Raw genomic sequence first — 21,510 nt, 5'->3', positions numbered from 1 at the left:
AAACACCCAATAGGGGCGATAAAAATCACATAAATGATTATCATTATCAATATTGTTCTGGGAAATATGTGCTAAGGCGGGGATAAACGGGAAACCGGCCTGGCGCCGGTTTCCGCTGGGCTGCAGGTCAGAGCTCTAACGCCTCGTCCTCATAGCGATGCTTGGCGTCGAGCGCTTCCTGCTCGGTTTCATGTTCACTGAGCAGCGTATTCGGCTCAATGTCGTCGGTGCGCACTTCAAAACGGCGCAGATGCAGGTTCGGGTCGCCCCGAAACACCTCTACGACGCGGGCGCTCCGTGGATAAGCAGGTTGATCATTTTCGCGCATGCCGTTCTCCCGTGTGTTTCACACAGTAGCAAGTATAGCAGCCGCCCTCATTCCGACACGCGCGAGCCAAGATCGCGATCGCCGGGCGAGCCCGCCAGCAGCTCGGTCAGTTCGTCGCAGGCGCAAATGCGGCCTTCACGCACGGTGAAGTGCGCCAGCACCCGCACGCGGCTGCAGGAGCCGTCGCGCTTTTCCACCTCGACCAGATGGTGGGTCAGCACCGCCTCGCCCCGCTCCGCCGCCGCGATCACGCTCAGCGTCATGCGCCGGGTTTGCCGCTTCAGCAGCGCCATGTGTTGCTCAAACTGCTCGAAGTTCAGCACCTTGCCATCCACCTGCTGGCGGTAGTCTGCGCTGAAACGGGCGGCGAGCTGCGTTGGCCGGTGCTCCGGGCTGGCGACGACCTGCTGCAGCGTATCGAGTACCAGATCCAGTGGGGTAAGTTGAGTCATCAGGTTTCTCCGAAATAGGGTGAACGGCGATCCTATCCCGACCAGGCGATGGCATAATAACCACATCAAGACTTTTAATAACGTTAAACGGCCAATATGACGCAGATCCGCAGCCAACGCCTTCAGCATGAAAAAAAACACCTGACGCCCTGGCACCGGCACGAAGGCGGCCAGATCTATCTCTTGACGCGCGGCATGCTGGCAATGGAACTCCCGGGCCGGCAATGGGCGATCACCGGCGGTACGCTGGGCTGGCTGCCGCCGGGATGCGCCCATCAGGCGCTGGCCTGCGGCGACGTGGCGGGTTGGAGTCTGTATCTGCCGGTGGAAAGCGTGCCGGAGATGCCGCCGCTGCCGCAGCTGCCGCAGCTGTTTACGGCCTCTGCGCTGTTGCAGGCCCTGGTGGAGCGCATCGCGCAGTTCCCCGCCGGCCCGCTGAGCGCGCCGCAACGGCGGCTGCTGCAGGTGCTGCTGGACGAAATGCACGCGGCAAGCCGCGCGCCGTTACAATTGCCGCTGCCGCAGGACGCCAGGTTGCTGAACATCGCCCGGGCGCTGCTGAACGATCCCGCCAGCCCGCGCAGCCAGCGCGACTGGGCCATTTGGGCCGGGCTCAGCCCGCGCACCCTGAGCCGCCGCTTTCTGCAGGAAACCGGCATCAGCTTCGCGCTGTGGCGCCAGCAGGCGCGGGTATTGCGTTCACTGGAGGGATTATCACGCGGCAAAGCGGTCGGCGAGGTGGCCGACGCCTGTGGCTATGATAACGTCAGCGCCTATATCGCCGCCTTTCGTCGCCGCTTCGGCGTCACGCCCGGGGCGTACTTTGCGCCGGCTCGGCAAACGGAATAGGAAAACGGGCGCCCGGCGCCCGAAGAGAAGAAAGGGTTACTTCACCGTCTCACGCGGCAACACCGCGAGGATTTGTTCCACCACCCGCTGCGGATCGGCGGCGCCGTCTATCACGTAATGCGCGGCGTCCTGATACAGCGCTTCGCGCGCCGCCAGCACCTCGAGCATCTCCTCGGCGATCGGTCTGCCGGTGAGCGTCGGGCGCTGCGCATCTTCCGGGTACTCTTCCAACCGCTGCGCCAACACGCTGGCCGGCGCGCGCAGGTAGATAACGGTGCCATGCTGGCGCATAAACTGACGGTTCTCCTCCGCCAGGATCGCCCCGCCGCCGGTGGCAACTATAGTTGACGGCTTGGTCACGGTTTGCAACGCGATGGTCTCGCGGCGGCGGAACCCCAGCCAGCCCTCGCGCTCGACCATTTCCGCCACGCTCATCTGCGCCGCCTGCTGCATAAACAGATCGGTATCGACGAACTGATAGCCCAACGCCAACGCCAATGCGCTGCCTACCGTGGTCTTGCCGGCTCCGCGAGCGCCTATCATGAACAGGGTTTGTGTCATTACGGGTTGTCCCTTATGCGGTGACTTGAGTGCATTGCATACCAAAATACCGAGCGGGTGCGATGGCGTGGTGGCAGCATCATACCCTGCCCGCTCTGTATTTCAATATTTACGATAGTGTAAATTCCATGGCACAGCGACTGCCTGCGGCAAAGCCGTGCGCCAGATCCTCATCCAGGTGCCGCCGCAGAGCAGCCGTGAGCCGCGCGTCGTCGAGCGGCCGGAATCCCAGCCGCCGGTAGTAAGGCGCATTCCACGGCACCTCAATGAAGGTGGTGAGCGTCAGGCGGCCCGCGCCCTGCCGTTTGGCCTCTTGCGCCACCGCGCCGATCAGGCGACGGCCGACGCCCTGCCGCTGCCAGGTGTCGGCGACCGACAATTCGGCGATGTGCCAATCTTCCCCCTGAGCCTGCACGGCAATAAAACCGGCGCACTCGCCGTTGTCGCTTTCCGCCAGCCATTCACGGCGCTCGGCGATAAATGCGGCATGCTGCTGCGGGGCCATCACCTCGCCTTCGGCGATAAAGCGCCATTCCGGCTGCTGGCGAAACAGCTGCGCCGCCGAACGTTCAACCGCCATCAAGTGCACAATATCCCGCTGCTGCGCCAAACGAATCTGCAGGCTCATGGGTTCTCCTTAACGTTGGGGTGGTTATTTAAGCAAATTTCACCGCCCGTGGCTTAGAAATCGACACTGCCGCGCAGCACCACCTCACGCGGTTCCCCCACCGCCACGCGCAGGTTGCCGCCGCTGGACGGGTAGTAGGTTTTATCGAACAGGTTCTTCACGTTCAGCTGCCATTTCACCCGATAGCCGTTGATCGGCATGGTATAAGCGGCGAACGCATCGGCAACGGTGTAATTATCCAGGTAGAAGCTGTTGGCGGCGTCACCCGGGCGGCGGCCCACGTAACGCGCGCCGGCGCCGATGCGCACCTCATCGCCGCTGTACAGGCCCGGGCTGCCCAGATTCTGGGTCAGGAACAGCGAGGCGGTGTGGCGCGCCACGTTGGTCATCTCTTTCCCCTTGTTGTCCGGATCGTCCACCACCCGCGCGTCGGTATACGCATAGGAACCGATCAGGCTCAGCGAGTCGGTGAGATTGCCGGCCACGTCCAGCTCCACGCCCTGCGAACGCACGCGCCCGGCGGTGCGCGTCACGGTTTCGCCCTCCACCAGCTCACTGACCATCACGTTGCGCTTGGTGATGTCAAACAGCGCCAGCGTGCCGGTAACGCCGTTCGGCAGCGCCAGCTTGCCGCCGACTTCCCACGACTTGCCCTGCTCCGGCGGCAGCGAACCAATTTGGGTGGCGATGGAAGAGTTCGGCTTGAACGACTCGGTATAGCTGCTGTACAGCGACACATAAGGCGTCAGCTTGTAGACCACCCCGGCGCGCGGCACCAGCTTGCTGTCCGAGCTGTCGGTATTGGCCTGGAACGGCCGCCCCTTGCCGGCATAAACGTCGAAAGCGTCGTAACGCAGCCCGCCCATAACCAGCCATTTATCGGTCAGCTGGATGGAATCCTGCATAAACCAGCCGTAGCTGGTGAGGTTTTCCCGCTGGTCGCTGTCTTTGGCGCTGACCGCGGTTGACGGCGGCATCAGGCCGTATACCGGATGATAGATATTGAAATCGCTGTTCTTTTTACCGCGAATCATGTCGCCGCGGTAGGTACGGTTATCTTCAAAATCGAAGCCGAACAGCATCTGGTGGTTGATGCTGCCCCAGTCCACGTCGCCATTGAGCGTCAACTGCACCGCGTTGGCGTGGCTGACGGCGTTGGCGGTCGCGTCGGCCTGGCGGCTCAACACGCCGCTCTCCGGGTTCAGCGCCGTGGCGCGCGCCTGGTTGTCGCTGTAGCTGTTGTGGCTGTAGGCGTAGGTCAGTGAGCTTTTCCAGCGCTCGTTGAGCGTTTGATCGATCTGCAGGGTAACGCTGTCCTGATCGCCGCGGGTGGCGTTATAGGCTTCGTCGAAACGGCGATCGCGCGGCGTATTCACCGGCTTGCCGGTGCGCGAATCGATAATGGTGCCGCGATCGAACGGCACCAGATATTCCATATGTTCATAGGCCAAGCGCACGGTGGTGTTCTCGCCGTACCACATCAACGACGGCGCGATCACCGTCTGGCGATTGCGACCAAAGTTGCGCCAGTAATCGGTTTCATCGTGATCGACGATCATGCGATAGGCGAACCCCGACGTGCCGAGCGGCCCGGTAACGTCAAGCTGGCCGCCGCCGCCGTTGAAGCTGCTGCCCCAGCCTTCCACGTGGGTATGCTGCTGCAGCTGGGGCTTTTTGGTGATCATGTTGATCATCCCGCCCGGCTCGCCCATGCCGTACAGCATCGAGGCCGGCCCCTTGAGCACCTCCACCCGCTCGGTGGTCGGCGTGAAGTTGCGCGCCTGCACCGAGCGCACGCCGTCGCGCAGAATGGAGCCGTCGCGGTTGTCGCCGAAGCCGCGTTTCATGACCGCGTCCTGGGTGCCGCCCAGCGTGTTGGCCTGGGTAATGCCGCTGACGTTGTACAGCGCTTCGTCCAGGCTGCTGACCGCCTGATCGGTAATCACCTGCTGCGGCACCACGTCGATCGCCTGCGGCACGTTCAGGAGGCTGGTTTCGCTGCGGGTGCCGGTGACGCTGGTCAACGGCTGATAGCTCTGCACGCCGTCGGCGTCTTTGCGGCCAATCACCACCAGGCTTTCTTCTTTCGATGCGGCTTTTTCCGCCGCCCACGTCGGCGATGTTGCGCAGGCCGCCAAAGGCAACGCGCACCACCAGCCGCGCTTGTTGTTATTCATTATCTAACTGACTCCAATAGGTCCCTGAAAAAGGTAACGGCAAAAACTGCTGATAAAGCTGTTGGAAGGTCTGCTGCGGGTTAATGTCGGCGAACAGATCCGGGTAAAACGCTTTGGCGAACATCTCGACCAGCACCACGTGATACGGGCTGAGGTAAAAATTGTGCCAGACGCTCCAGGCGCGATGGTTTTTCACCGCCTGCAGGCTGGCCAGCATTGGCTGTTTGGCGATCAGCCGGCGGAAGCTATCGGCGGCGTCCTGTTGGCTGACCTGCGGCCCGAGGCGCAGATCGGACAGCCGTTTGCCCTGCGGGCCGGCCATGCCGGTGGCGAGGTAAACGTCGGGATTGGCGCTCAGAATGGTTTCCGGGTTCAGTTCGCCATACACCCCTTTGACGCTGGCGTTGGCGATGTTGTCGCCGCCGGCGAAGGTCAGCAGATCGCCGAGATTGCCGTGCGCGGCGGTAGTGCAGCAGGTGTCGCGCCGCCCCAGATGCAGGTGCAGCATCACTTTGGGCTTCGGTCCCTGATAGCCCGCCAGCCGTTGCCGGATCACCGCCATATGCTGCTGATAAAACGCGATGAACTGCTCGGCGCGCTGCCGGCGATTGAGCACTTCGCCCAGCAGCCGCACGCTCGGCACGGTGTTGTTCAGCAAATCGATGCGCAGATCGACGTAGATCACCGCCACGCCGGCCTTGTTCAGCGCGGAAACCAGCAGATCGTTGTCGCCGTCTTCACGCGCGTAGCGCGCCAGGATCACCAGATCCGGCTTCAGCTGCAGCAGGCTTTCGATGTTAACCTGGCGGAAATTATTGCCGCTGATAATGGGGATCGCGGCGATCTGGGGGAATTTCTGCGTATAGAGCTGCCAGCTTTGCGCGTCGAACCGCGCCAGATCCGCCGGCCAGCCGACGATGCGCTGCGCCGGGTTGCCCGGCTCCAGCAGCGCCAGCGTATACAGCATGCGGCTCTCCCCCACCACGATGCGCTGCGGGTTGTCCGGCACCACGACCTGGCGGCCGGTGATATCGGTCACCGTCTTCGCCTGAGCGGAAAACACGCCAAAGCACAGGGAAAGCAGCAGTAAAATGAGGGGATTGCGCATGATTGAACCGACACGGGGAATAGTGTGCGCATGATAATCACTCTCATTAGCACTTGCAATCCTGCGCCGCAATTGCCAAAAGAAATCCGGGAAACGGCGCCGGGCGCGCGCCGAAACACCGCGAAACCGCTGAAAGAGCGGCTTTAAAAAGTTAAAAAAATGGCGGAAAAGTCGGTTAAATAGAACGGAGAAACAGCAAAAAACCGGGAGATCACCATGACTCAACGCATCATTCCGCTGTCGGAGTGCCCGCAGTTTGCCGATGTGTGCGCCGCCTGGGCCTTCGGCCAGTGGGGCTCACAGCGCGGCGGAACGCTGGAGCGCACCCAGCTGCGCTTCGCCCAATGCAGCCGGCCGAGCGACGATCACCTGACGTTGATGATGATCGATGGCGATCGCCCGGTGGGCATGGCCAGCCTGTGGCCCAGCGACGATCATCAGCGCCAGGATCTCACCCCGTGGCTGGCCGGCGTTTTCGTGCATCCCGATCACCGCCGCAAGGGCATCGCCCACCGTCTGGAAATGGCCATCGTCGAGGCGGCGCGGCAGCGCCATCACTCGGTCTTGCATCTCATCACCGATAAATCGGAAGCGCTGTACGCCGGCTGGGGTTGGCATCCCCTTGAGCGCCGCCGGCAGCATGACGAAGACGTGGTGGTGATGGAGAAAACGCTGTAGCTAACGCGGCGTACAGACATACACCAGCGCCGGCGGGAAGTTGCGCACCACCCGCAGGCGCTTCCAGTGAAAATAGCGCGACAGCAATTTTTCCGACAGGTGGCTGTACTGGAACAGCACCAGCGTGCCATTGCGCGCCAGCAGCCGCTGCCGGGCCTGCTGAAGAATGCGCACGCTGATCCTGACCGGGATCGACAGCAGCGGCAGGCAGGAAAACACCACGTCGTAATCCGTGGCCATCCGGGTCGCCGAATGGGCCATCACCTGCAGCCGCCGATCGTCTATTCCACGCAGCCGATGCACGAAATGGGGTTGGATCTCGAAAGCCTCCAGCGCCGCATCGGAGCGCATCCGCCCCAGAATGCGTTTGGTCAGTACGCCGTCCGCCGCGCCCAGCTCCGCGATCGACAACGCCCGGGTCCATTCAATCTGATTCAACATCGCCTGGCACAGCCACGGAGAAGAAGGCGCCAGCGTGCCGACGGTGCGCGGCGAAGCCATAAATTGCTGCAGGTAAGCGAAGTGATTCATCAGTTGCAGCCGGGTCGCATTTAACATTGAGGCCTCCTTGGGTTAAGCCCTCAATGTGAGCCGAATTTCTTAAGTAATCATTAACATGATTCCGAAAGCGGCGGACACAGTTGTAAAAAAATGCAACCTCAGCCGCGGTGGAAAAAGAAAAACGGTCGTAATAATGACCTGAAAATAAGCCGCTTATGCCCCGGCTGTTCAGATAATTATTACGACCGTTTATTTTATTGACCGCACAGCCGCGGCCAGAGGGTAAAAAAACCAACGCTTAGCGATAAATTTCCGCATTGCCGCGCCAGTTGCTGGAATCCCCGGGGGTATCCAGACCGATAATGCGGTAATGGCTGGCGCCGTCCGCCGCGGCTTTTTCTTTCAGGGCGGTGATGGCGTCATGCGGTGAGCCGCTAATGCCGGAAACCGACACTACGCCGACGCTTTGCAGATTGGCGGCCTGCTCGCTGTTGACCTGTTTCACCGACGACAGCGGCGCGGCGAAAGTGGAGAAGGAAGCGGCGGCGATCAATACGGCTGCGATGCTTGGGATAAGTTTCATGATTGACTCCAGGTGTTCTTGTTTATTAGCTCGTTGTCAGTGATGTTAATTATCCGCTAGCCAATGAAAACGGACGTCACGCAACGTAAAGAACATCAATCATTGTGAGGAGAATAAGGAGGAAGTGAGAGCGAGTATGTATTTTCAGGCAGGAATGACTTTATAGGCTTCACCTTACCCCTATTTGATGAACAATTAAAGACAGGACGAAAGAAAGAACGCGCGCCGCCGCTATTTAAGATTTTTTACCCGCCGAGGCGCGCTGAGCTACGCTGATTTTGACGGTGTGGGGGAGCATCTCGCGCGGCAGAACGCCGCAGCGGCACGCGGAAGCCTGAAGCAAAAGGGGGCGCTATCGCCCCCGATATCGGTCACTTCAAGGGGTGCGGCAAGGTGAGCACCCAGAGCTCGCTCAGCGACTCCGGCTGCTCCAGCGGGCGCAATTCGATGCGGGCGTCGGTCTTGTCGCCGTCGAGGCTCAACCGCCCTTCCTTCTCCAGCTGGTAGTCGCCGATTTTCTTGCTCTTTGGCGACGCATCCACCAGCTTGGCCTGCAAGCCGAAATCGTTGTCGTTGATCACCGCCAGCGTGCGATCGTCGATCAGCGCCAACCCTTCGGCTTTCTCCTGGCGCCAGCCCAACTGGCGCAGATCCGCCACTTCCTGTTTCTGCGCCAGCTTCACGCCGCGTTTGGCGAGCTCTTTCGCATCGTCGAACTCCAGCGCTTTCCCCTGGTCGTCAAACGCGCTCAGATCGCTGGCCTGCGCGAGATCCACCAGATAGATCTTGTTGATCATTGTTTTATCTTTATCGCTTCCCTGTTCAATCAACAGGACGCGCTGGTTGTCCAACGCCACCACATCGCCAATCTTGGCGTCTTTGGCTTTTTTATAGCTGTCGATATCGATGGGATAGCCGTACATGGCGGTTTTGCCACTGCGCGGATCGAAGCTCACCAGCCGGATAAACTGCGCCTTGTTTTTGCTTTTGCCCTCGACATCCAGCGTGCTCTGCACCGCCGCCAGAATGCGCCCATCCGGCATTCGGGTCAGCCCCTCAAAACCGCGGTTGGGCTGGCGCCACTTCAGGATGTTCGGTAAACCGCTCGCCACCGCCTGCTCGCCGGCCTGCGGCGTTGGGCCGTATTTGGCGAGAATTTTGCCTTTGCCGTCGACATGGATCAGAAACGGGCCGTACTCGTCACACAGCCAATAGCCGCCGTTGCCGTCACCGATGATGCCTTCGGTATCCAACCCGCGGCGATCGCCGGACAGCGGTTGCAGCGCGTCATTCAACGCCACTTCGTTCGTGGAACCAATCAGCTCGCCCGGCAACGGCAGCCCGCTGATCGGCCCTTTTTCGTCATGCAAGGGCCGCGCATTCTCGGCCACGGCCTTGCCGGCGCCAATACGAATGTCCATCAACAGGGGCACGAATTGCGGATTGGCGAAAATCTTGGCTTCTTGCTTGCCCACCGCAGGGGCATCGGCATTCGGGCCGCGATCGGTCAGCGTCGTCAGCACCAGATCGTCGCCCTGCTTGCTGTTGAACGTCAGCCCTGAGCCGATCCCCACCGGCAGCCCCTGCGGGAAATTCTTGGCGAACGCCCCCTGATACGCGACGCGTTCCCCGCCGGGAAAGCCGACCACATAACGCGCCACCTCAATGTCGGCAGCGTAGGTGAATACAGGAAACAGTGAAGCCAACAGCAGGGAGAGCGATTTTATTTTCATGATTTTTACTCGAGGTTGAATGAAGCGTTATCAGGCAGAAGAAGATATTAATTTAGCATGACACTTAGATGACAACAGGCCATTCGTCAAATACACAATCGGTAATAAAGTTGGCTGGCAAATAGAAATTAGCAATTAACCTGAGCGTATTGAATGGGGAAAACCGCTGGAAAAAATCGCCCGAAAATAGCGTGCCATTTCGCTTAGGGTAAATTCTTATGGCAAAGATAAAAAAATCGGCAAACACGCGCCGGCACGGGGAAAAACGGCGTTTTTCTCATAGACAAAATAAAATACCGAGGATTTAATACCGCCGTTATTCAAGGTGCATTAAGAAAATTCTATAGAATATCTGCATGAACTGAAAAAGCTGTTCTATAGTTTTTAGTGCTAACGCCCGTTAGTCAATTCCGCAGGATGGAATCTATGTCAAAGCGACTTTTTGCCGAATTTTTTGGCACATTTTGGTTGGTGTTTGGTGGTTGTGGTAGCGCAGTATTAGCAGCGGCGTTCCCACAGCTGGGTATTGGTTTCCTCGGCGTAGCGCTCGCTTTCGGTCTGACCGTGGTGACGATGGCCTATGCCGTCGGCCATATTTCCGGCGGGCACTTTAACCCGGCGATCACCGTCGGCTTATTCGCCGGCGGCCGTTTCGCGGCGAAAGACGTGATCCCTTACGTGATCGCTCAGGTGATCGGCGGTATCGCCGCAGCGGCGGTGCTGTATTTGATCGCCAGCGGCAAAGCCGGTTTCGACGCCACCGCAGGCGGTTTCGCCTCCAACGGTTACGGCGAACACTCTCCGGGCGGTTATTCTCTGCAATCAGCTATCGTGATTGAGCTGGTACTGACCGCCTTCTTCCTGATCGTTATTCATGGCGTGACCGACAAACGCGCGCCGGCAGGCTTCGCCCCGCTGGCGATCGGCCTGACGCTGACCCTGATCCACCTGATCAGCATCCCGGTGACCAACACCTCCGTCAACCCGGCGCGCAGCACCGGCGTAGCGATCTTCCAGGGCACCTGGGCGCTGCAGCAGCTGTGGGTATTCTGGCTGGTGCCGCTGGTCGGCGGCATTATCGGCGGCCTGATCTACCGCTGCCTGCTGGAAGACAAAAAATAAGCGCATCGCAGCCGATAGCGTTTCGCGGGGCAGCCTTCATCGGCTGCCCCGTTGCTTTCAGCCCTTCGTCACTTCAAACATCATGATATCACTGGTAAAGGTGCCGTCCGGCTGAATGGCGAAATGCGCCGCCACCTCCTGCGACACGCTTTGCTGCAGCGCGCGGATCGCGGTAACGAAATGCGCCGGCGTGCGCATGCGCGCCACCCAACTGCCAAACTCCAGCATCAACCGATCCGACGTCACCTCGCGCACCACCAGCCCGGCTTCGGTCAGCAACGTCAGCCACTCGCCCGGCGCATAGTTGCGCACGTGTGAGGTGTCGCGCAGCACTTCCACGGTTTGCAGATAGATATCCAACAGCGGATGCCCCGGCGAGACCACGTCCATAAAGATCGCTCTGCCGCCCGGCTTGAGTACCCGCCTGACCTCACGCAGCGCCTGGCCGACGTCGTGCCAGTGGTGCGCCGAATAGCGGCTGATGACCAGATCGAAGCCGGCGTCCTCAAACGGCAAAGACTCCGCCACGCCCTGCTGCAGCTGAATGTTGTTCAGGCCTTTTTCCGCCGCCGCCTGCTCCACCACCGCCAGCATCTGCGCCGACAGATCGTAGGCCACCACCTGTGCCACCCTGGCCGCCGCCGTGAAGCTGGCATGCCCGGCGCCGCAGCCCAGATCGAGCAAGCGCGCGCCGGCGTGCGGTTCCAGTAACTGTGCAAGGCGCTGCAAATCCTTGCCCTGCGCGTGTACCGCGCTGGTTAAGTAGGCGTTGGCCTGCTCGCCGAACTGCCGGTCTACCGCGTTTTTATGGCTGTTGCTGATGCTCATGTTTGCTCCCGTTATTATCCGGCTTGCGCCTGTGCCTGAAGACTTTCGGCTACTATAATCAGGCTACTATACGGGTACAATATGAGCAGTTATCCTGGTATAAATAGGTACCACGCTATGTCATCAGAAGCCTTATCCGGGCCAAAGGCCCTCGGCGCGTTTCTGCGCGCGCACCGCGAACGCATCACGCCGGAAATGCTCGGCCTGCCCAGTTCCTCGCGCCGCCGCACCAGCGGCCTGCGGCGCGAAGAGCTGGCGCAAATCAGCGGCATCAGCGCCACCTGGTATACCTGGATCGAACAGGGGCGCGAGGTGTCCATTTCCCCCTTCACGCTGGCGCGCATCGCCAAGGCGCTGCGGCTCGGCCCCGCCGAACGCCACTACCTGTTTACCCTGGCGCGCGTCGCCGACCCCGAGCAGGAAACTCACCGCGAAACCGCCAACGACGCGGTGCTGCAAAGCGTGCACCAGATGACGGTGCCCTGTTACCTGCTGGACGTGACCTGGAACGTCGTCGCCTGGAACCCGCAGGCGGCGGCGCTGTTCAGCGGCTGGCTGGATGTGGCCAACAGCCCCAACCTGCTGCACTTCATGTTCTTCCACCCGCTGGCGAAAACGCTGGTCAGCGATTGGGAAGAGCGCGCTCGCCGCGTGGTGGCCGAATTCCGCGCCGAAACCAGCCATCATCAAAACACCGAAGAGATGCGCGCCTTCGTGCGCAACATGACGCACAACAGCGCGGACTTTAATCACTGGTGGAAACAGCATGACGTGATGGCGCGCGAAGGCGGCGAGCGCGCGTTCGAGCACCCTCAGCAAGGCGCGCTGCGCTATCGCCAGCTCACCTTCCACCCGGCGGAGCACGGCGGCCTGAAGCTGGTGATGCTGATCCCGCTGCCGTAATTGGTAACAAATTCATAGACAGGTTTACCCGTCATTTATTTATTGGTTCATGTAAACGCGCTAGGGTGATTGTTACCGATGACAACGATCATCCAGCACCGTTATTTATCTCCCGAGGTACGCCTATGCAATCCGAAGAACAACGCCTTATCGATGGTCTGTTTGGCCGCCTGAAAGAAGCCGAGACCAAGACGGGCCCACGGGATCTCCAGGCAGAACAGCAAATCAATCAGCATATTCGCGAGCAGCCTTCCGCCCCTTATTACATGGCGCAGGCGATGATCATTCAGGAAGCGGCGCTCAAGCAGATGGACCAGCGGGTCAAAGAGCTGGAAGCCCAGGTTGCGCAGCTGCAGCAAACCGCCAACGACCAACAGAGCAGCGGCGGTTTCCTGGCCGGCCTGTTCGGCGGCGGCAGCCGCAATACGCCAAGCCCGCGTGAACAGTATCAGGCGCAGCAGCAAAATACGGCGGCCTGGAACAACGCGCAGCAGGGGGGCTACGCGCAGCCGCAGCAGCCAGCCTACGCCCAACCGCAGCAGGCGGCGCCTTCACGCGCCGGCGGCTTCCTGGGAGGCGCCTTGCAAACGGCGGCGGGCGTCGCCGGCGGCGTGGTATTGGCCGACATGCTGACCGGCATGTTCCGCCATTCGCAGCCGCAGGAAATCGTGAACATTATCGAAGAAACCCCGGCGCCGCTGGACGACAGCGCGATGCGCAATTTCGACGCCTCCAACAACCTTGATACCTTCAACAACGGCGACGGCGGCAGCTTCCTGAATCAGGACAACGGCTTCCAGAACGCCAACTACCAGGACGACCAGGACTACGCCGACGACGATTACAACGACGACGACGATTCCTTCCTGTAATGCCTCTCTCCCCCTCTCACCCGCAGAGGGGGGATTTCCCGTTTCGCCGATCTGGACTACAGTGAACGCTGTTTATTTATCCGGCCGGGAGAAACGATGCCGAGCTTTAATCCTTCAGCCCCGTACTTCAGCGAACGCCTGCAGATGCGGCCGCCGGTGATGGCGGACCTCGAACGTTTCTACGCCATCTTTGGCGATCCGCAAACCCAACGCTTCAACCCCGCCGGCCCGCTCACCAGCGAGGCGCAGGCCGCTTCGGCGCTGCAGGAGCGGCTCGCCGGCTGGCGGCAACACGGCTACGGCTCCTGGGCGCTCGCCCTGCGCGAACGGCCGGATTGGGTTATCGGGTTTGGCGGGTTGTCCTGGAAACCGCTCGGCGCGCAGCGCACCGTGAACCTCGGCTATCGCTTCGACACCCGCGTCTGGGGCATGGGGCTGGCCACCGAGATGGCGCGGGCTTCACTGCAATACGGGTTTGTCGGGCTGGGTCTGGGTGAGATTTCCGCCATTGTGCGCGCGGAGAATCAGGCTTCGTGGCGGGTGCTGGAAAAGATCGGCATGCAGCGTGTGGATACGCTGGATGACGTGCCCGGCGCGGCGCCGAGCCTGGTGTATACGCTAAAGCGCGGCGACTATCAGGGCTGATCGTCGCTGATTTTAGCCAACGCCATGCGGTAAGATTTGACCTTCTGACGCTTTTTCAGCCAGGTGGTGGTAGAGACGATGAACACCGCGCCCGACATCGCCAACACGCCGATCGGGTGGCCGTAAAACACCATCAAGGCAAAGTACACGGCGGAAACGATCGCCACCCACTTCGCCGTATTGCCCATGTCGTTCTTCTCCTGGGTCAAACGGCGGATGTGTTCTTCTTCACTGATTCCCATACGCGCTCCTTGTTGGCTGAACGTTCCATTATATGGGGCTGGAATGTTGATATTTCAAGCAGTTGGATGGTAAAGAAGCGTAAAGCTCAGGCCGGCGGTTCCCGCCGCCGGGGCAGATAGCGCCCGGGCTGATCGGCGCCCGGCAGGCCGGTGCCGTCGTTGCGGCCAAACAGCCGGTAGCGATTGCCGGCGACCGCGTCGTAGACCTTGTCCGCCAGCCGCGGCGGCAGGTAACGCGCCAGCGCCAGCACGCGGTACGGCCACCCCAATTGGCGCAGCGCCTGGAACAGCGCAGCCGAACGCAGCCAATAGCACCCCTGCTCAACATAGACCACGGAATCGAAACGATCGGTCGGCAGCCCCAACGCCTGCAGGATCGCCTGCCCTTCGACGGATTGCACCGTCGCCAACAGAATGCACCGCTGCCGATCGGCGCGAATAAGATACCTCACCAGCCCGTGACACAGATTGCATTCGCCGTCGAACAACAGCGCGCGATCGCCGGGCTGGAGATAGGGCAATGGTGATAAAGGGGTCATTCCGCCTCCCGTTAAACGCACGCCTTAGCCTAACGCGCCTTGAGCGTGCGAACCAGAGCGGGATGACGGCCCGTTAACGCGCAGGCGGGGCGTCCGGCACGGCGACCACCGCGACGCGTACCTCGTAATGCTTGGCGCTGCCCGCCGGGATCACCGCCGTCAGTTTATTGATGGTTTCCACCGGATTGTCGCTGGCCGAGGTGGCGCAGAACAGTTCGCCGCCGTGGCAGAACCCCGGCTTGGGCGGGTGCCCGCCCGGGAAAGGCGGCATGCGCATCGGCTCATCCGCCGCGGGCGGCACCGCTTTGGCCGCAGGCGCCTCGGGGGCAGATATCGCGCTCGCGCTGAACAACAGCGCCATGCCCATGCAGGGCAGCGCCAGGATCTTGATTGCTTGTTTCATTGAATTAGCCTCATTTGCCGGGTTCGGGATTACGCTACCCCGCTCCCGGCTAATGAGAAAGCCGCTTTTCGCTACCTTTTCGCCCCGCTACGTTTTGCTTACATCCCGCGTCTAACGTGATGAAAGGCTAAAGGTGGGGTAAAGGAGCGTCGCGTTACTTACCGTTTGTCAGCGTGTTATAGCTGGTCATCAGATTGCGGTAGTCCGGGATATGATTGGAGAACAGCGTGCCCAGGCCTTCGATGTCGTTGCGCCAGTCGCGGTGCAGTTCGCAGGCGACGCCGAACCAGGTCATCAGCTGCGCGCCGGCGGCTTCCATGCGGCTCCAGGCCGACTGACGCGTCAGCTCATTGAAGGTGCCGGAGGCGTCGGTCACCACAAAGACCTCAAAGCCTTCATTGAGCGCAGACAGCGCCGGGAATGCCACGCACACTTCGGTCACCACGCCGGCGATGATCAGCTGCTTGCGGCCGGTGGCTTTTACCGCCTTGACGAAGTCGTCGTTGTCCCAGGCGTTGATTTGGCCAGGGCGGGGAATGAACGGGGCATCGGGGAATTGGGCCTTCAGTTCCGGCACCAGCGGGCCGTTGGGGCCGTTTTCGAAACTGGTGGTCAGAATGGTCGGCAGATTGAAGTACTTCGCTAAATCACCCAGCGCCAGCACGTTGTTTTTAAACCGATCGGGATCGATATCGCGCACCAGCGAAAGCAGCCCTGCCTGATGATCCACCAGCAATACGGCGGCCTGGTCCTTGTCGAGGCGTTTGTAGTTTGCAGTCATGGTTTTACTCCCGTGGGGGTTGATGTTGCGGATGAAGCGCCCCGCCGCTGGGACGGGGCGCTGAGGTCTAAGTGTAGCGCCTGAGCCGGGGAACGCTTCCCGGCTCGGGCGCCTGCGGTCAGCCGGCGCTCGCTTCAGCGTTCATGCTGCCGAACTTGCCGCTGTTGAAGTCGCGGAACGCCTGCTGGATTTCCGCGTCGCTGTTCATGACGAACGGGCCGTAGCCGACGATAGGCTCATCGATCGGTTCGCCGCTCAGCACCAGCAGCGCGACGTCGTTGTTGGCTTCGATAGTGATCGCATCCCCCGCCCGGTCGAAACGCACCATTTGGGTTTCGCGCACCACCTCTTCGCCGTTGACCAGGATCGCGCCGTGCAGCATCACCAACGCCAGCGTATGGCCTTCTTTCACCGTCAGCGTGGTGGTGTGGCCGGCATTCAGCTTCATATCCCACACGTTGAGCGGGCTAAAGGTGCGTGCCGGGCCGGCGTGGCCGCCGAAGTCCCCGGCGATCACCCGCACCTGCCCGGCGCCGTCCGCCAGCGGAACCACCGGAATATCGGCGTTCAGCAGCGTCTGGTAACCCGGCTCGGCCATTTTGTCCTTGGCCGGCAGGTTGACCCACAGCTGCACCATTTCCATGGTGCCGCCCTTGCGCGAGAACTCCCGCGAATGGAACTCTTCGTGCAGAATGCCGGAGGCGGCGGTCATCCACTGGACGTCGCCGGGGCCAATCACCCCGCCGCTGCCGGTCGAGTCGCGGTGTTCCACTTCGCCCTGATAGACGATGGTCACCGTTTCAAACCCGCGATGCGGATGCTGACCCACGCCGCGGGTGCCGGAGGCAGAGCGGAATTTGGTTGGCGCCGCGTGATCCAGCAGCAGGAACGGGCTCATTTCCGCCCCCAAATCGTTATAAGAGAACAGCGAATTCACCAGGAAACCGTTACCGACCCAATGTGCTTCCGGGCTGTTGTGAATACCGAGGATTTTTTTCATCTTGAACTCCCGTTTCAGGCCTCACGGCCTTAAGTTGATGGCAGAAGTTTAATCCGTCGGGGTTTGCTGCAGTAGTAGGCAAGATGTACACTCAGCGTTCTACTGGTAGAACGATAAGGGATAGGATGCTGACCGATCTGAACGATCTGTTTTTCTTCGCCAGCGTGGTTGATCACCAGGGATTCGCCCCCGCCGGCCGGGCGTTGGGCATTCCCAAATCCAAGCTCAGCCGCCGCGTGGCGCTGCTGGAAGAGCGCCTGGGCGTGCGCCTGATCCAGCGCTCGACGCGGCGTTTCTCGGTGACCGAGGTCGGCCAAAACTATTACGCGCACTGCAAGGCGATGCTGGTGGAAGCGGAAGCGGCGCAGCAGGCGATCGAACAGACGCGCGCCGAGCCCTGCGGCACGGTGCGCATGTCCTGCCCGGTGGCGATCCTGCACACCCGCGTCGGTAGCATGGTGGCGGCCTTTATGGCCGACTATCCGAAGGTGACGGTGCATCTGGAAGCGACCAACCGCCGGGTGGACGTGGTGGGGGAAGGGTTGGATCTGGCGATCCGCGTGCGGCCGCCGCCGCTGGAAGACAGCGATCTGGTGCTGAAGATCCTGGCGCAGCGCACCTGGTGCGTCGCCGCCAGCCCGGCGCTGGTGCGCACCCTCGGGCCGGCGCACGCGCCGGAAGACCTGCGTAAATACCCGACGCTCGATCTCGGCCCCGCGCGCGCTCAGCACCAATGGCGGCTGACCGGCCCGCAGGGTGAACGGGTGGAGTGGGAACACACGCCGCGGCTGGTCACCGACGACATGCTGATGCTGCGCACCGCCGCCATCGCCGGCGCCGGCATCGTTCAGCTGCCGGCGATGATGATGCGCGACGACATGCTGCGCGGCGAACTGGTCCAGCTGCTGCCCGGCTGGCAGCCGCAGGGCGGCGTGGTGCATGCGGTTTACCCGTCGCGCCGCGGGCTGCTGCCGGCGGTAAGGCTGCTGCTCGATTATCTGGGCGAGCAGTTCACCAGCATCGAAGAGGAGTGATCAGGCGGTGATTTCAATCGCGTTGCCGTCCGGATCGCGGATGACGGCCTCGTAGAAGCCGTCGCCGGTCCAGCGCGGCGCGGACTGCAGGATGCCCTCCTGCTGCGCGCGCTGCGCCAACCGATCGACCTGCCGCTCATCCCCCAGCGACAGCGCGATGTGCGCCCAGCCCACCCGCTCTTCCTGGGCCTGCGCCGGCAACAGCGTCGGCACGCGCATGATCTCCAGCGTCGGCCCGGCCGCCAGGCTGACGAAGCGGGAAACAAACCCCGGCCGGTTGCGGCTGACGTACTCCTCGCCCGCCTCAGCGTTGAAATAGCGCTGCCAGAACGCCAGCTGCGCGTCGATGTCGCGGGTCCACAGGGCTACATGGGCTATTTTCATCATCATTCTCCGGTCGGTAAATCGCTGTGCCAAACCTGGCCGCCGCCCTGCGCCACCTGCAGCTCGAGCTGCGGGTGCGCGCCGCGCGCCGTCACCAGATGATCCACCCGCCCGGCGGGCAGGAAGGGGTAAGGGGCGTAGGTATTGAGTTTGTCGCGGGTACACAGCACCGCTACGCTGCCGGCACGCGTCAGCAGCCGCTTTTTGAACGTGGCGTCCTGGTAGCTCAGCGCGGAAAAGCCGCCGTCCGGGTCGTAGGCGCAGATGCCGGTGAACACCAGATCGAAATGGAAACCGTCTATCTCTTCCGCGGCTTTGGCGTCCACGCAGCCGCCAACCTGCGCATCCAGCTCGCCGCCGATCAGAATGGTGCGGAGCCCCGGCCGTTCCAGCATTTTGCCGGCGATGCTCAACGCATTGGTCACCACCGTCAAACGCCGATCGCGTGGCAACAGATCCGCCAGATACAGATGGGTGCTGCCGGCGTCGAGGAAGATCAGTTGTTCTTCACCGATCAACCCCAGCGCGGTCTGCGCCAGCGCCAGCTTCTCATCGCCGCTGAGCGCCATGCGCGCCGCAACGGGCCCCTCGGCCGGCGTCGGCGCCAGCGCGCCGCCATAGATGCGTTTGCACAGATTCTGCGCCGCCAGCTGGCGCAGATCGCGGCGGATGGTGGCTTCGGTGGTATTCAGCCGCTGCGCCATCTCCAGCGCCAGCACCCGCCCCTGTTGGCGAAGCGTGTCGAGAATGGCCTGGTGGCGCTCATTCGGTAGCAGTTTGGACATCGTGTCAATCCGGTGACGCTAAAGTGATCACAAATGTACACAAACAAACATAAACGTACAACCGTGAGCGAAAGAAAAATCGCCGGGCAGGATTTTCGCCTGCGGGATGTTGGCTATACTGAGGCAAGCGAAGTTACCGCAGACGTAACGGCTTGGACGCTAAGGGAAAACGATGTTATTGACGATCGCAAGGTGGCTGTTTCAACTCCCCGGGAAGCTGTTCGGGCTGATTTTCAAAAATCGCCTGAGGATATTTTTATTCTTCATGCTGGTCGCCGTTGGGGTGCTCGGCGCCAAGCGCTATCTGCGCGCCCACCAATATGACGACGAGTTCAGCCTCGCCGCCCCCGCCGATTACAACCGCGCAATAAAGCGCGAAATGCCGCTGCGCGAGGCGCGTGAACAGTGCGGCGGGCCGCTGCATGACAATGCCGGGCAGCCGTGGCCCGCCTCAGCGGGTTATCTGCATCAGCCGACGCGGCTGCCCACGGCCGGTCTGCATCGGCTGACGCTGGATAATCAGGGCAACGATTTTGCGGTGCTGGTCAAGCTGGAAACGCCGACGGCGCCGCAGCAGCTGGCGGAAGTCTTTATTCCGCCCGCCGACAGCTTCGAGGTGAAAATCAATGCGGACGCGGAACACGTGATGAAAATCAAGAACATCAAGACCGGCTGCATGTTCCGCTCCCGGCCATTCAACCTGGATAAACAGCGCGATTGGCGCATGCCGCTGACGCTACAAAAAGACGGCAGCCTGCAACTGCAGTCGATAGGCGATCGCCAATTCTGATCGGGCGCCGGAACCGGCGCCGCATAGGGTTACTTTTTCACCGGATGATCGCGGCGGAACAGCTCCCAGCTTTCAATTTCCTGCCCACTCGGCAAGGTGCAGGTGGAATACTGTCCCGCCGCGTTCTCTTTGGCGTTCAGCTTGCCGCCGATTTGGGTGCAGTACACGTCGGCCGGGTTCGCCATGCCGATCGGTTTCACCTGCGGCGGCGGTGGCGCATTGTTGGATTTCACGGAACACCCCTGCAACATCGTCATCCCTGCCAACAGGGAAAGCATCAACGTTTTTTTCATTTTTCCAGCTTATGCAAAAAAGAACGGCGGAGCGCTCCGCCGTTCACTTATCATGAAATAAAGGATTTGCCCTGTTTCAGCACCAGATCGCAGGCTTTTTGCTTCACCTTCTCGGTGATCTGCGAGGTGCCCAGGCTGTTCAGATCCAGGCTCTTGCCTTCGCCGGTCTGCAGCAAGCCGCCCAGGCCCTGCTGATAATCCTGGCTCTTGGCGTTTTCGGTGCTGGTGATGCCCAGCTTGCTGAGCAGCTGATCTTTCACCCCTTCGGCGCCGTTAGCCGACAGCACGTTGTTTTTCACGCAGTACTGCAGGATGCCGGCGGCATTGGTCATGCTGCTGGAGCTCAACGCCTTGTCGCCACCGTTCAGCAGGCCGGTCAACGAGGAGAGCGACATGCCGCCGCTGCTGTCGCCGCCCGACTTGCTCAGTTCGCCCGCCGCGCTGCTGAGGGAATCCATCAGCCCGGCGGCCTGGGTAGCGCCGCTGGCCAGGGTAGCGGACAGCGCCAAAGCCAGCAGTAAACGATGTTTGGTGATCATAGTGGTGAAACTCCTGTAATAACGGCATGCAATCGGCGCAGCGCGCCGGGATACCCTTTCCGACGCCGCCGGCGGCGACAAGTTCCTTTTATCTCACCGCCGCGCCGTTTTTCGGAATTCAGGAAATTTAGAACTGCCAGCGCAGCCAGGCGAAGAACACGTTGCCGTTGTTATAGGTACCGGGAATGTAGGTCGCCTGGAACGTCAGCCGCTGATAGCCGATAGAGGCCAGCGGCAACGGTGCCGGGATAGGAATGTATTTCCAGTTGTCACGCGCGGTGACGCTGGCGGTGAAGCCCAGCCCCAGGCGGAAATCCTTGTCATCCAGCGGGCGCCAGATCTTCTCGTAGGCGTAGCCGCCGATCGGCTCCCACTTGTTGAAGGAGTCCTTGAACGCCATGATGTAGATGCCGTGCCAGTCACCGTCGCTGTCGTAGCGGGAGATACCGTAACCGGCCCCCCACGGGCGCTCGTTGTACTTATCGATATGTTCATCATCATAAGTCCAACGGTTGTGCCAGGTAATGGCCGGGATATAGAGATCGTGGTTAGGCGAGTTGTTCCAGGTCTCCGCCACGTTATCGGTAAAACGCTGCCATAGACCCGGTTTTTCAGCCTGCGCGGTATTGCCACTTTCTGTACCAACCTCAGCGTAAGAAGGCAGTGCAGGAAATATCAACGCCAGAGAACATGCCAAAAGAGTCCGTTTGAGAAACATCGTAAAGCTCCTGTAAAAATACGGCCGCAGATTT

Annotated in this window: 29 protein-coding genes; 9 read left to right on the top strand and 20 right to left on the bottom strand. The window is 61.0% G+C overall.

Going from position 1 to position 21,510, the window contains the following annotated elements:
• Positions 1–127: 127 nt before the first annotated feature.
• Both ACJ8PI_RS00480 and ACJ8PI_RS00475 read right to left on the bottom strand, forming a co-directional pair.
• On the bottom strand, positions 128–328 hold the full coding sequence (locus ACJ8PI_RS00480) for a YaiA family protein (protein WP_004940491.1): 201 nt from the start codon (positions 326–328) through the stop codon (positions 128–130).
• Between the two features lie 47 nt (positions 329–375).
• A complete protein-coding gene (locus ACJ8PI_RS00475) occupies positions 376–780 on the bottom strand; it encodes a nuclear transport factor 2 family protein (protein WP_164134451.1) in 405 nt (134 codons plus the stop codon).
• Positions 781–876: 96 nt separating this feature from the next.
• On the opposite strand from ACJ8PI_RS00475, the gene ACJ8PI_RS00470 reads away from it, so the two are divergent.
• Entirely contained in the window at positions 877–1,629 is a 753-nt protein-coding gene (locus tag ACJ8PI_RS00470; RefSeq protein ID WP_164134452.1) for a helix-turn-helix domain-containing protein, read from the top strand.
• Between the two features lie 36 nt (positions 1,630–1,665).
• On the opposite strand, the gene aroL is transcribed toward ACJ8PI_RS00470, so the two are convergent.
• From aroL to ACJ8PI_RS00450, 4 genes are all read right to left on the bottom strand, one after another.
• Positions 1,666–2,190 (bottom strand): shikimate kinase AroL, encoded by a 525-nt coding sequence (gene aroL, locus ACJ8PI_RS00465; RefSeq protein ID WP_033637260.1) that lies wholly within the window; start codon positions 2,188–2,190, stop codon positions 1,666–1,668.
• A 109-nt stretch (positions 2,191–2,299) separates the two neighbouring features.
• Positions 2,300–2,818, bottom strand: coding sequence for a GNAT family N-acetyltransferase (locus ACJ8PI_RS00460; RefSeq protein WP_164134453.1), 519 nt, complete (start codon positions 2,816–2,818; stop codon positions 2,300–2,302).
• Positions 2,819–2,871: 53 nt separating this feature from the next.
• On the bottom strand, positions 2,872–4,995 hold the full coding sequence (locus ACJ8PI_RS00455; protein ID WP_164134454.1) for a TonB-dependent siderophore receptor: 2,124 nt from the start codon (positions 4,993–4,995) through the stop codon (positions 2,872–2,874).
• The gene (locus ACJ8PI_RS00450; protein ID WP_033653300.1) at positions 4,988–6,103 is read right to left on the bottom strand and encodes an ABC transporter substrate-binding protein; all 1,116 of its coding nucleotides are present in this window, start codon (positions 6,101–6,103) and stop codon (positions 4,988–4,990) included. Before ACJ8PI_RS00450 ends, ACJ8PI_RS00455 begins: the two co-directional genes overlap by 8 nt.
• A 216-nt stretch (positions 6,104–6,319) precedes the next feature.
• Between ACJ8PI_RS00450 and ACJ8PI_RS00445 the strand changes: the two genes are divergently transcribed.
• Positions 6,320–6,781, top strand: coding sequence for a GNAT family N-acetyltransferase (locus tag ACJ8PI_RS00445; protein WP_033637256.1), 462 nt, complete (start codon positions 6,320–6,322; stop codon positions 6,779–6,781).
• Here the strand turns inward: ACJ8PI_RS00445 and ACJ8PI_RS00440 are convergent, their stop codons facing one another.
• The 3 genes from ACJ8PI_RS00440 to ACJ8PI_RS00430 all read right to left on the bottom strand — a co-directional run bounded on the left by ACJ8PI_RS00440 (position 6,782) and on the right by ACJ8PI_RS00430 (position 9,598).
• Positions 6,782–7,339 carry a class I SAM-dependent methyltransferase gene (locus tag ACJ8PI_RS00440; protein WP_060422083.1) on the bottom strand — a complete coding sequence of 186 codons (558 nt, stop codon included), beginning with the start codon at positions 7,337–7,339 and terminating at the stop codon, positions 6,782–6,784. It lies immediately after the preceding gene.
• A gap of 241 nt (positions 7,340–7,580) precedes the next feature.
• Complete coding sequence (locus tag ACJ8PI_RS00435; protein WP_033647361.1) at positions 7,581–7,865, bottom strand: YdgH/BhsA/McbA-like domain containing protein; 285 nt, start codon at positions 7,863–7,865, stop codon at positions 7,581–7,583.
• A gap of 371 nt (positions 7,866–8,236) precedes the next feature.
• The gene (locus ACJ8PI_RS00430) at positions 8,237–9,598 is read right to left on the bottom strand and encodes an esterase-like activity of phytase family protein (protein ID WP_101427823.1); all 1,362 of its coding nucleotides are present in this window, start codon (positions 9,596–9,598) and stop codon (positions 8,237–8,239) included.
• A 426-nt stretch (positions 9,599–10,024) separates the two neighbouring features.
• Here ACJ8PI_RS00430 and aqpZ point away from each other — a divergent pair, with 426 nt between their 5' ends.
• Positions 10,025–10,720, top strand: a complete 696-nt coding sequence (gene aqpZ / locus ACJ8PI_RS00425) for an aquaporin Z (RefSeq protein WP_025301712.1) — start codon at positions 10,025–10,027, stop codon at positions 10,718–10,720.
• 57 nt (positions 10,721–10,777) lie between these two features.
• Here aqpZ and ACJ8PI_RS00420 read toward each other — a convergent pair whose 3' ends face one another.
• Positions 10,778–11,548, bottom strand: a complete 771-nt coding sequence (locus tag ACJ8PI_RS00420) for a class I SAM-dependent methyltransferase (protein WP_033647366.1) — start codon at positions 11,546–11,548, stop codon at positions 10,778–10,780.
• A gap of 117 nt (positions 11,549–11,665) precedes the next feature.
• Here ACJ8PI_RS00420 and ACJ8PI_RS00415 point away from each other — a divergent pair, with 117 nt between their 5' ends.
• The 3 genes from ACJ8PI_RS00415 (at position 11,666) to ACJ8PI_RS00405 (ending at position 13,968) form a co-directional block, all read left to right on the top strand.
• Complete coding sequence (locus ACJ8PI_RS00415) at positions 11,666–12,451, top strand: helix-turn-helix transcriptional regulator (RefSeq protein WP_033653303.1); 786 nt, start codon at positions 11,666–11,668, stop codon at positions 12,449–12,451.
• Between the two features lie 125 nt (positions 12,452–12,576).
• Positions 12,577–13,323 carry a DUF2076 domain-containing protein gene (locus tag ACJ8PI_RS00410; protein WP_103829812.1) on the top strand — a complete coding sequence of 249 codons (747 nt, stop codon included), beginning with the start codon at positions 12,577–12,579 and terminating at the stop codon, positions 13,321–13,323.
• A gap of 96 nt (positions 13,324–13,419) precedes the next feature.
• Entirely contained in the window at positions 13,420–13,968 is a 549-nt protein-coding gene (locus tag ACJ8PI_RS00405; protein WP_103829813.1) for a GNAT family N-acetyltransferase, read from the top strand.
• Here ACJ8PI_RS00405 and ACJ8PI_RS00400 read toward each other — a convergent pair.
• From ACJ8PI_RS00400 to ACJ8PI_RS00380, 5 genes are all read right to left on the bottom strand, one after another.
• Positions 13,959–14,210, bottom strand: a complete 252-nt coding sequence (locus ACJ8PI_RS00400; RefSeq protein WP_033637247.1) for a hypothetical protein — start codon at positions 14,208–14,210, stop codon at positions 13,959–13,961. The genes ACJ8PI_RS00405 and ACJ8PI_RS00400 overlap by 10 nt on opposite strands.
• A gap of 86 nt (positions 14,211–14,296) precedes the next feature.
• Positions 14,297–14,749 carry a thiol-disulfide oxidoreductase DCC family protein gene (locus tag ACJ8PI_RS00395; RefSeq protein ID WP_033647373.1) on the bottom strand — a complete coding sequence of 151 codons (453 nt, stop codon included), beginning with the start codon at positions 14,747–14,749 and terminating at the stop codon, positions 14,297–14,299.
• Between the two features lie 73 nt (positions 14,750–14,822).
• Positions 14,823–15,152, bottom strand: coding sequence for a hypothetical protein (locus ACJ8PI_RS00390; protein WP_033653306.1), 330 nt, complete (start codon positions 15,150–15,152; stop codon positions 14,823–14,825).
• Positions 15,153–15,306: 154 nt separating this feature from the next.
• Positions 15,307–15,933 (bottom strand): isochorismate family cysteine hydrolase YcaC, encoded by a 627-nt coding sequence (ycaC, locus tag ACJ8PI_RS00385; RefSeq protein WP_004928476.1) that lies wholly within the window; start codon positions 15,931–15,933, stop codon positions 15,307–15,309.
• Between the two features lie 118 nt (positions 15,934–16,051).
• Positions 16,052–16,933 carry a pirin family protein gene (locus ACJ8PI_RS00380; RefSeq protein WP_033647377.1) on the bottom strand — a complete coding sequence of 294 codons (882 nt, stop codon included), beginning with the start codon at positions 16,931–16,933 and terminating at the stop codon, positions 16,052–16,054.
• Positions 16,934–17,058: 125 nt separating this feature from the next.
• Between ACJ8PI_RS00380 and ACJ8PI_RS00375 the strand changes: the two genes are divergently transcribed.
• Positions 17,059–17,967: a LysR family transcriptional regulator gene (locus tag ACJ8PI_RS00375; protein WP_033637243.1), complete on the top strand. Its 909-nt coding sequence runs from the start codon at positions 17,059–17,061 to the stop codon at positions 17,965–17,967.
• On the opposite strand, the gene ACJ8PI_RS00370 is transcribed toward ACJ8PI_RS00375, so the two are convergent.
• Both ACJ8PI_RS00370 and ACJ8PI_RS00365 read right to left on the bottom strand, forming a co-directional pair.
• Positions 17,968–18,351, bottom strand: coding sequence for a VOC family protein (locus tag ACJ8PI_RS00370; RefSeq protein ID WP_033647378.1), 384 nt, complete (start codon positions 18,349–18,351; stop codon positions 17,968–17,970). It abuts the gene before it with no gap.
• Positions 18,352–18,353: 2 nt separating this feature from the next.
• Positions 18,354–19,136: a DeoR/GlpR family DNA-binding transcription regulator gene (locus ACJ8PI_RS00365; RefSeq protein WP_033647381.1), complete on the bottom strand. Its 783-nt coding sequence runs from the start codon at positions 19,134–19,136 to the stop codon at positions 18,354–18,356.
• A gap of 33 nt (positions 19,137–19,169) precedes the next feature.
• Between ACJ8PI_RS00365 and ACJ8PI_RS00360 the strand changes: the two genes are divergently transcribed.
• Entirely contained in the window at positions 19,170–19,460 is a 291-nt protein-coding gene (locus ACJ8PI_RS00360; protein ID WP_225845530.1) for a hypothetical protein, read from the top strand.
• On the top strand, positions 19,402–19,926 hold the full coding sequence (locus ACJ8PI_RS00355; protein WP_239509782.1) for a hypothetical protein: 525 nt from the start codon (positions 19,402–19,404) through the stop codon (positions 19,924–19,926). The genes ACJ8PI_RS00360 and ACJ8PI_RS00355 overlap by 59 nt, the downstream gene beginning before the upstream one ends.
• 29 nt (positions 19,927–19,955) lie before the next feature.
• On the opposite strand, the gene ACJ8PI_RS00350 is transcribed toward ACJ8PI_RS00355, so the two are convergent.
• From ACJ8PI_RS00350 to pagP, 3 genes are all read right to left on the bottom strand, one after another.
• Complete coding sequence (locus tag ACJ8PI_RS00350; RefSeq protein ID WP_060429520.1) at positions 19,956–20,219, bottom strand: putative hemolysin; 264 nt, start codon at positions 20,217–20,219, stop codon at positions 19,956–19,958.
• A 50-nt stretch (positions 20,220–20,269) separates the two neighbouring features.
• Positions 20,270–20,758, bottom strand: a complete 489-nt coding sequence (locus tag ACJ8PI_RS00345; RefSeq protein WP_015376789.1) for a DUF2501 domain-containing protein — start codon at positions 20,756–20,758, stop codon at positions 20,270–20,272.
• Between the two features lie 127 nt (positions 20,759–20,885).
• On the bottom strand, positions 20,886–21,476 hold the full coding sequence (pagP, locus tag ACJ8PI_RS00340; RefSeq protein ID WP_025301698.1) for a lipid IV(A) palmitoyltransferase PagP: 591 nt from the start codon (positions 21,474–21,476) through the stop codon (positions 20,886–20,888).
• Positions 21,477–21,510: the final 34 nt, after the last annotated feature.

Origin of the sequence: Serratia sp. CY82433 (genome assembly GCF_052166535.1) — a bacterium.
In the GTDB taxonomy this organism is placed as follows: domain Bacteria; phylum Pseudomonadota; class Gammaproteobacteria; order Enterobacterales; family Enterobacteriaceae; genus Serratia; species Serratia sarumanii.
The sequence above is the reverse complement of the archived record's forward strand: the minus strand, read 5'-3'. Positions and strand labels throughout refer to the sequence as shown.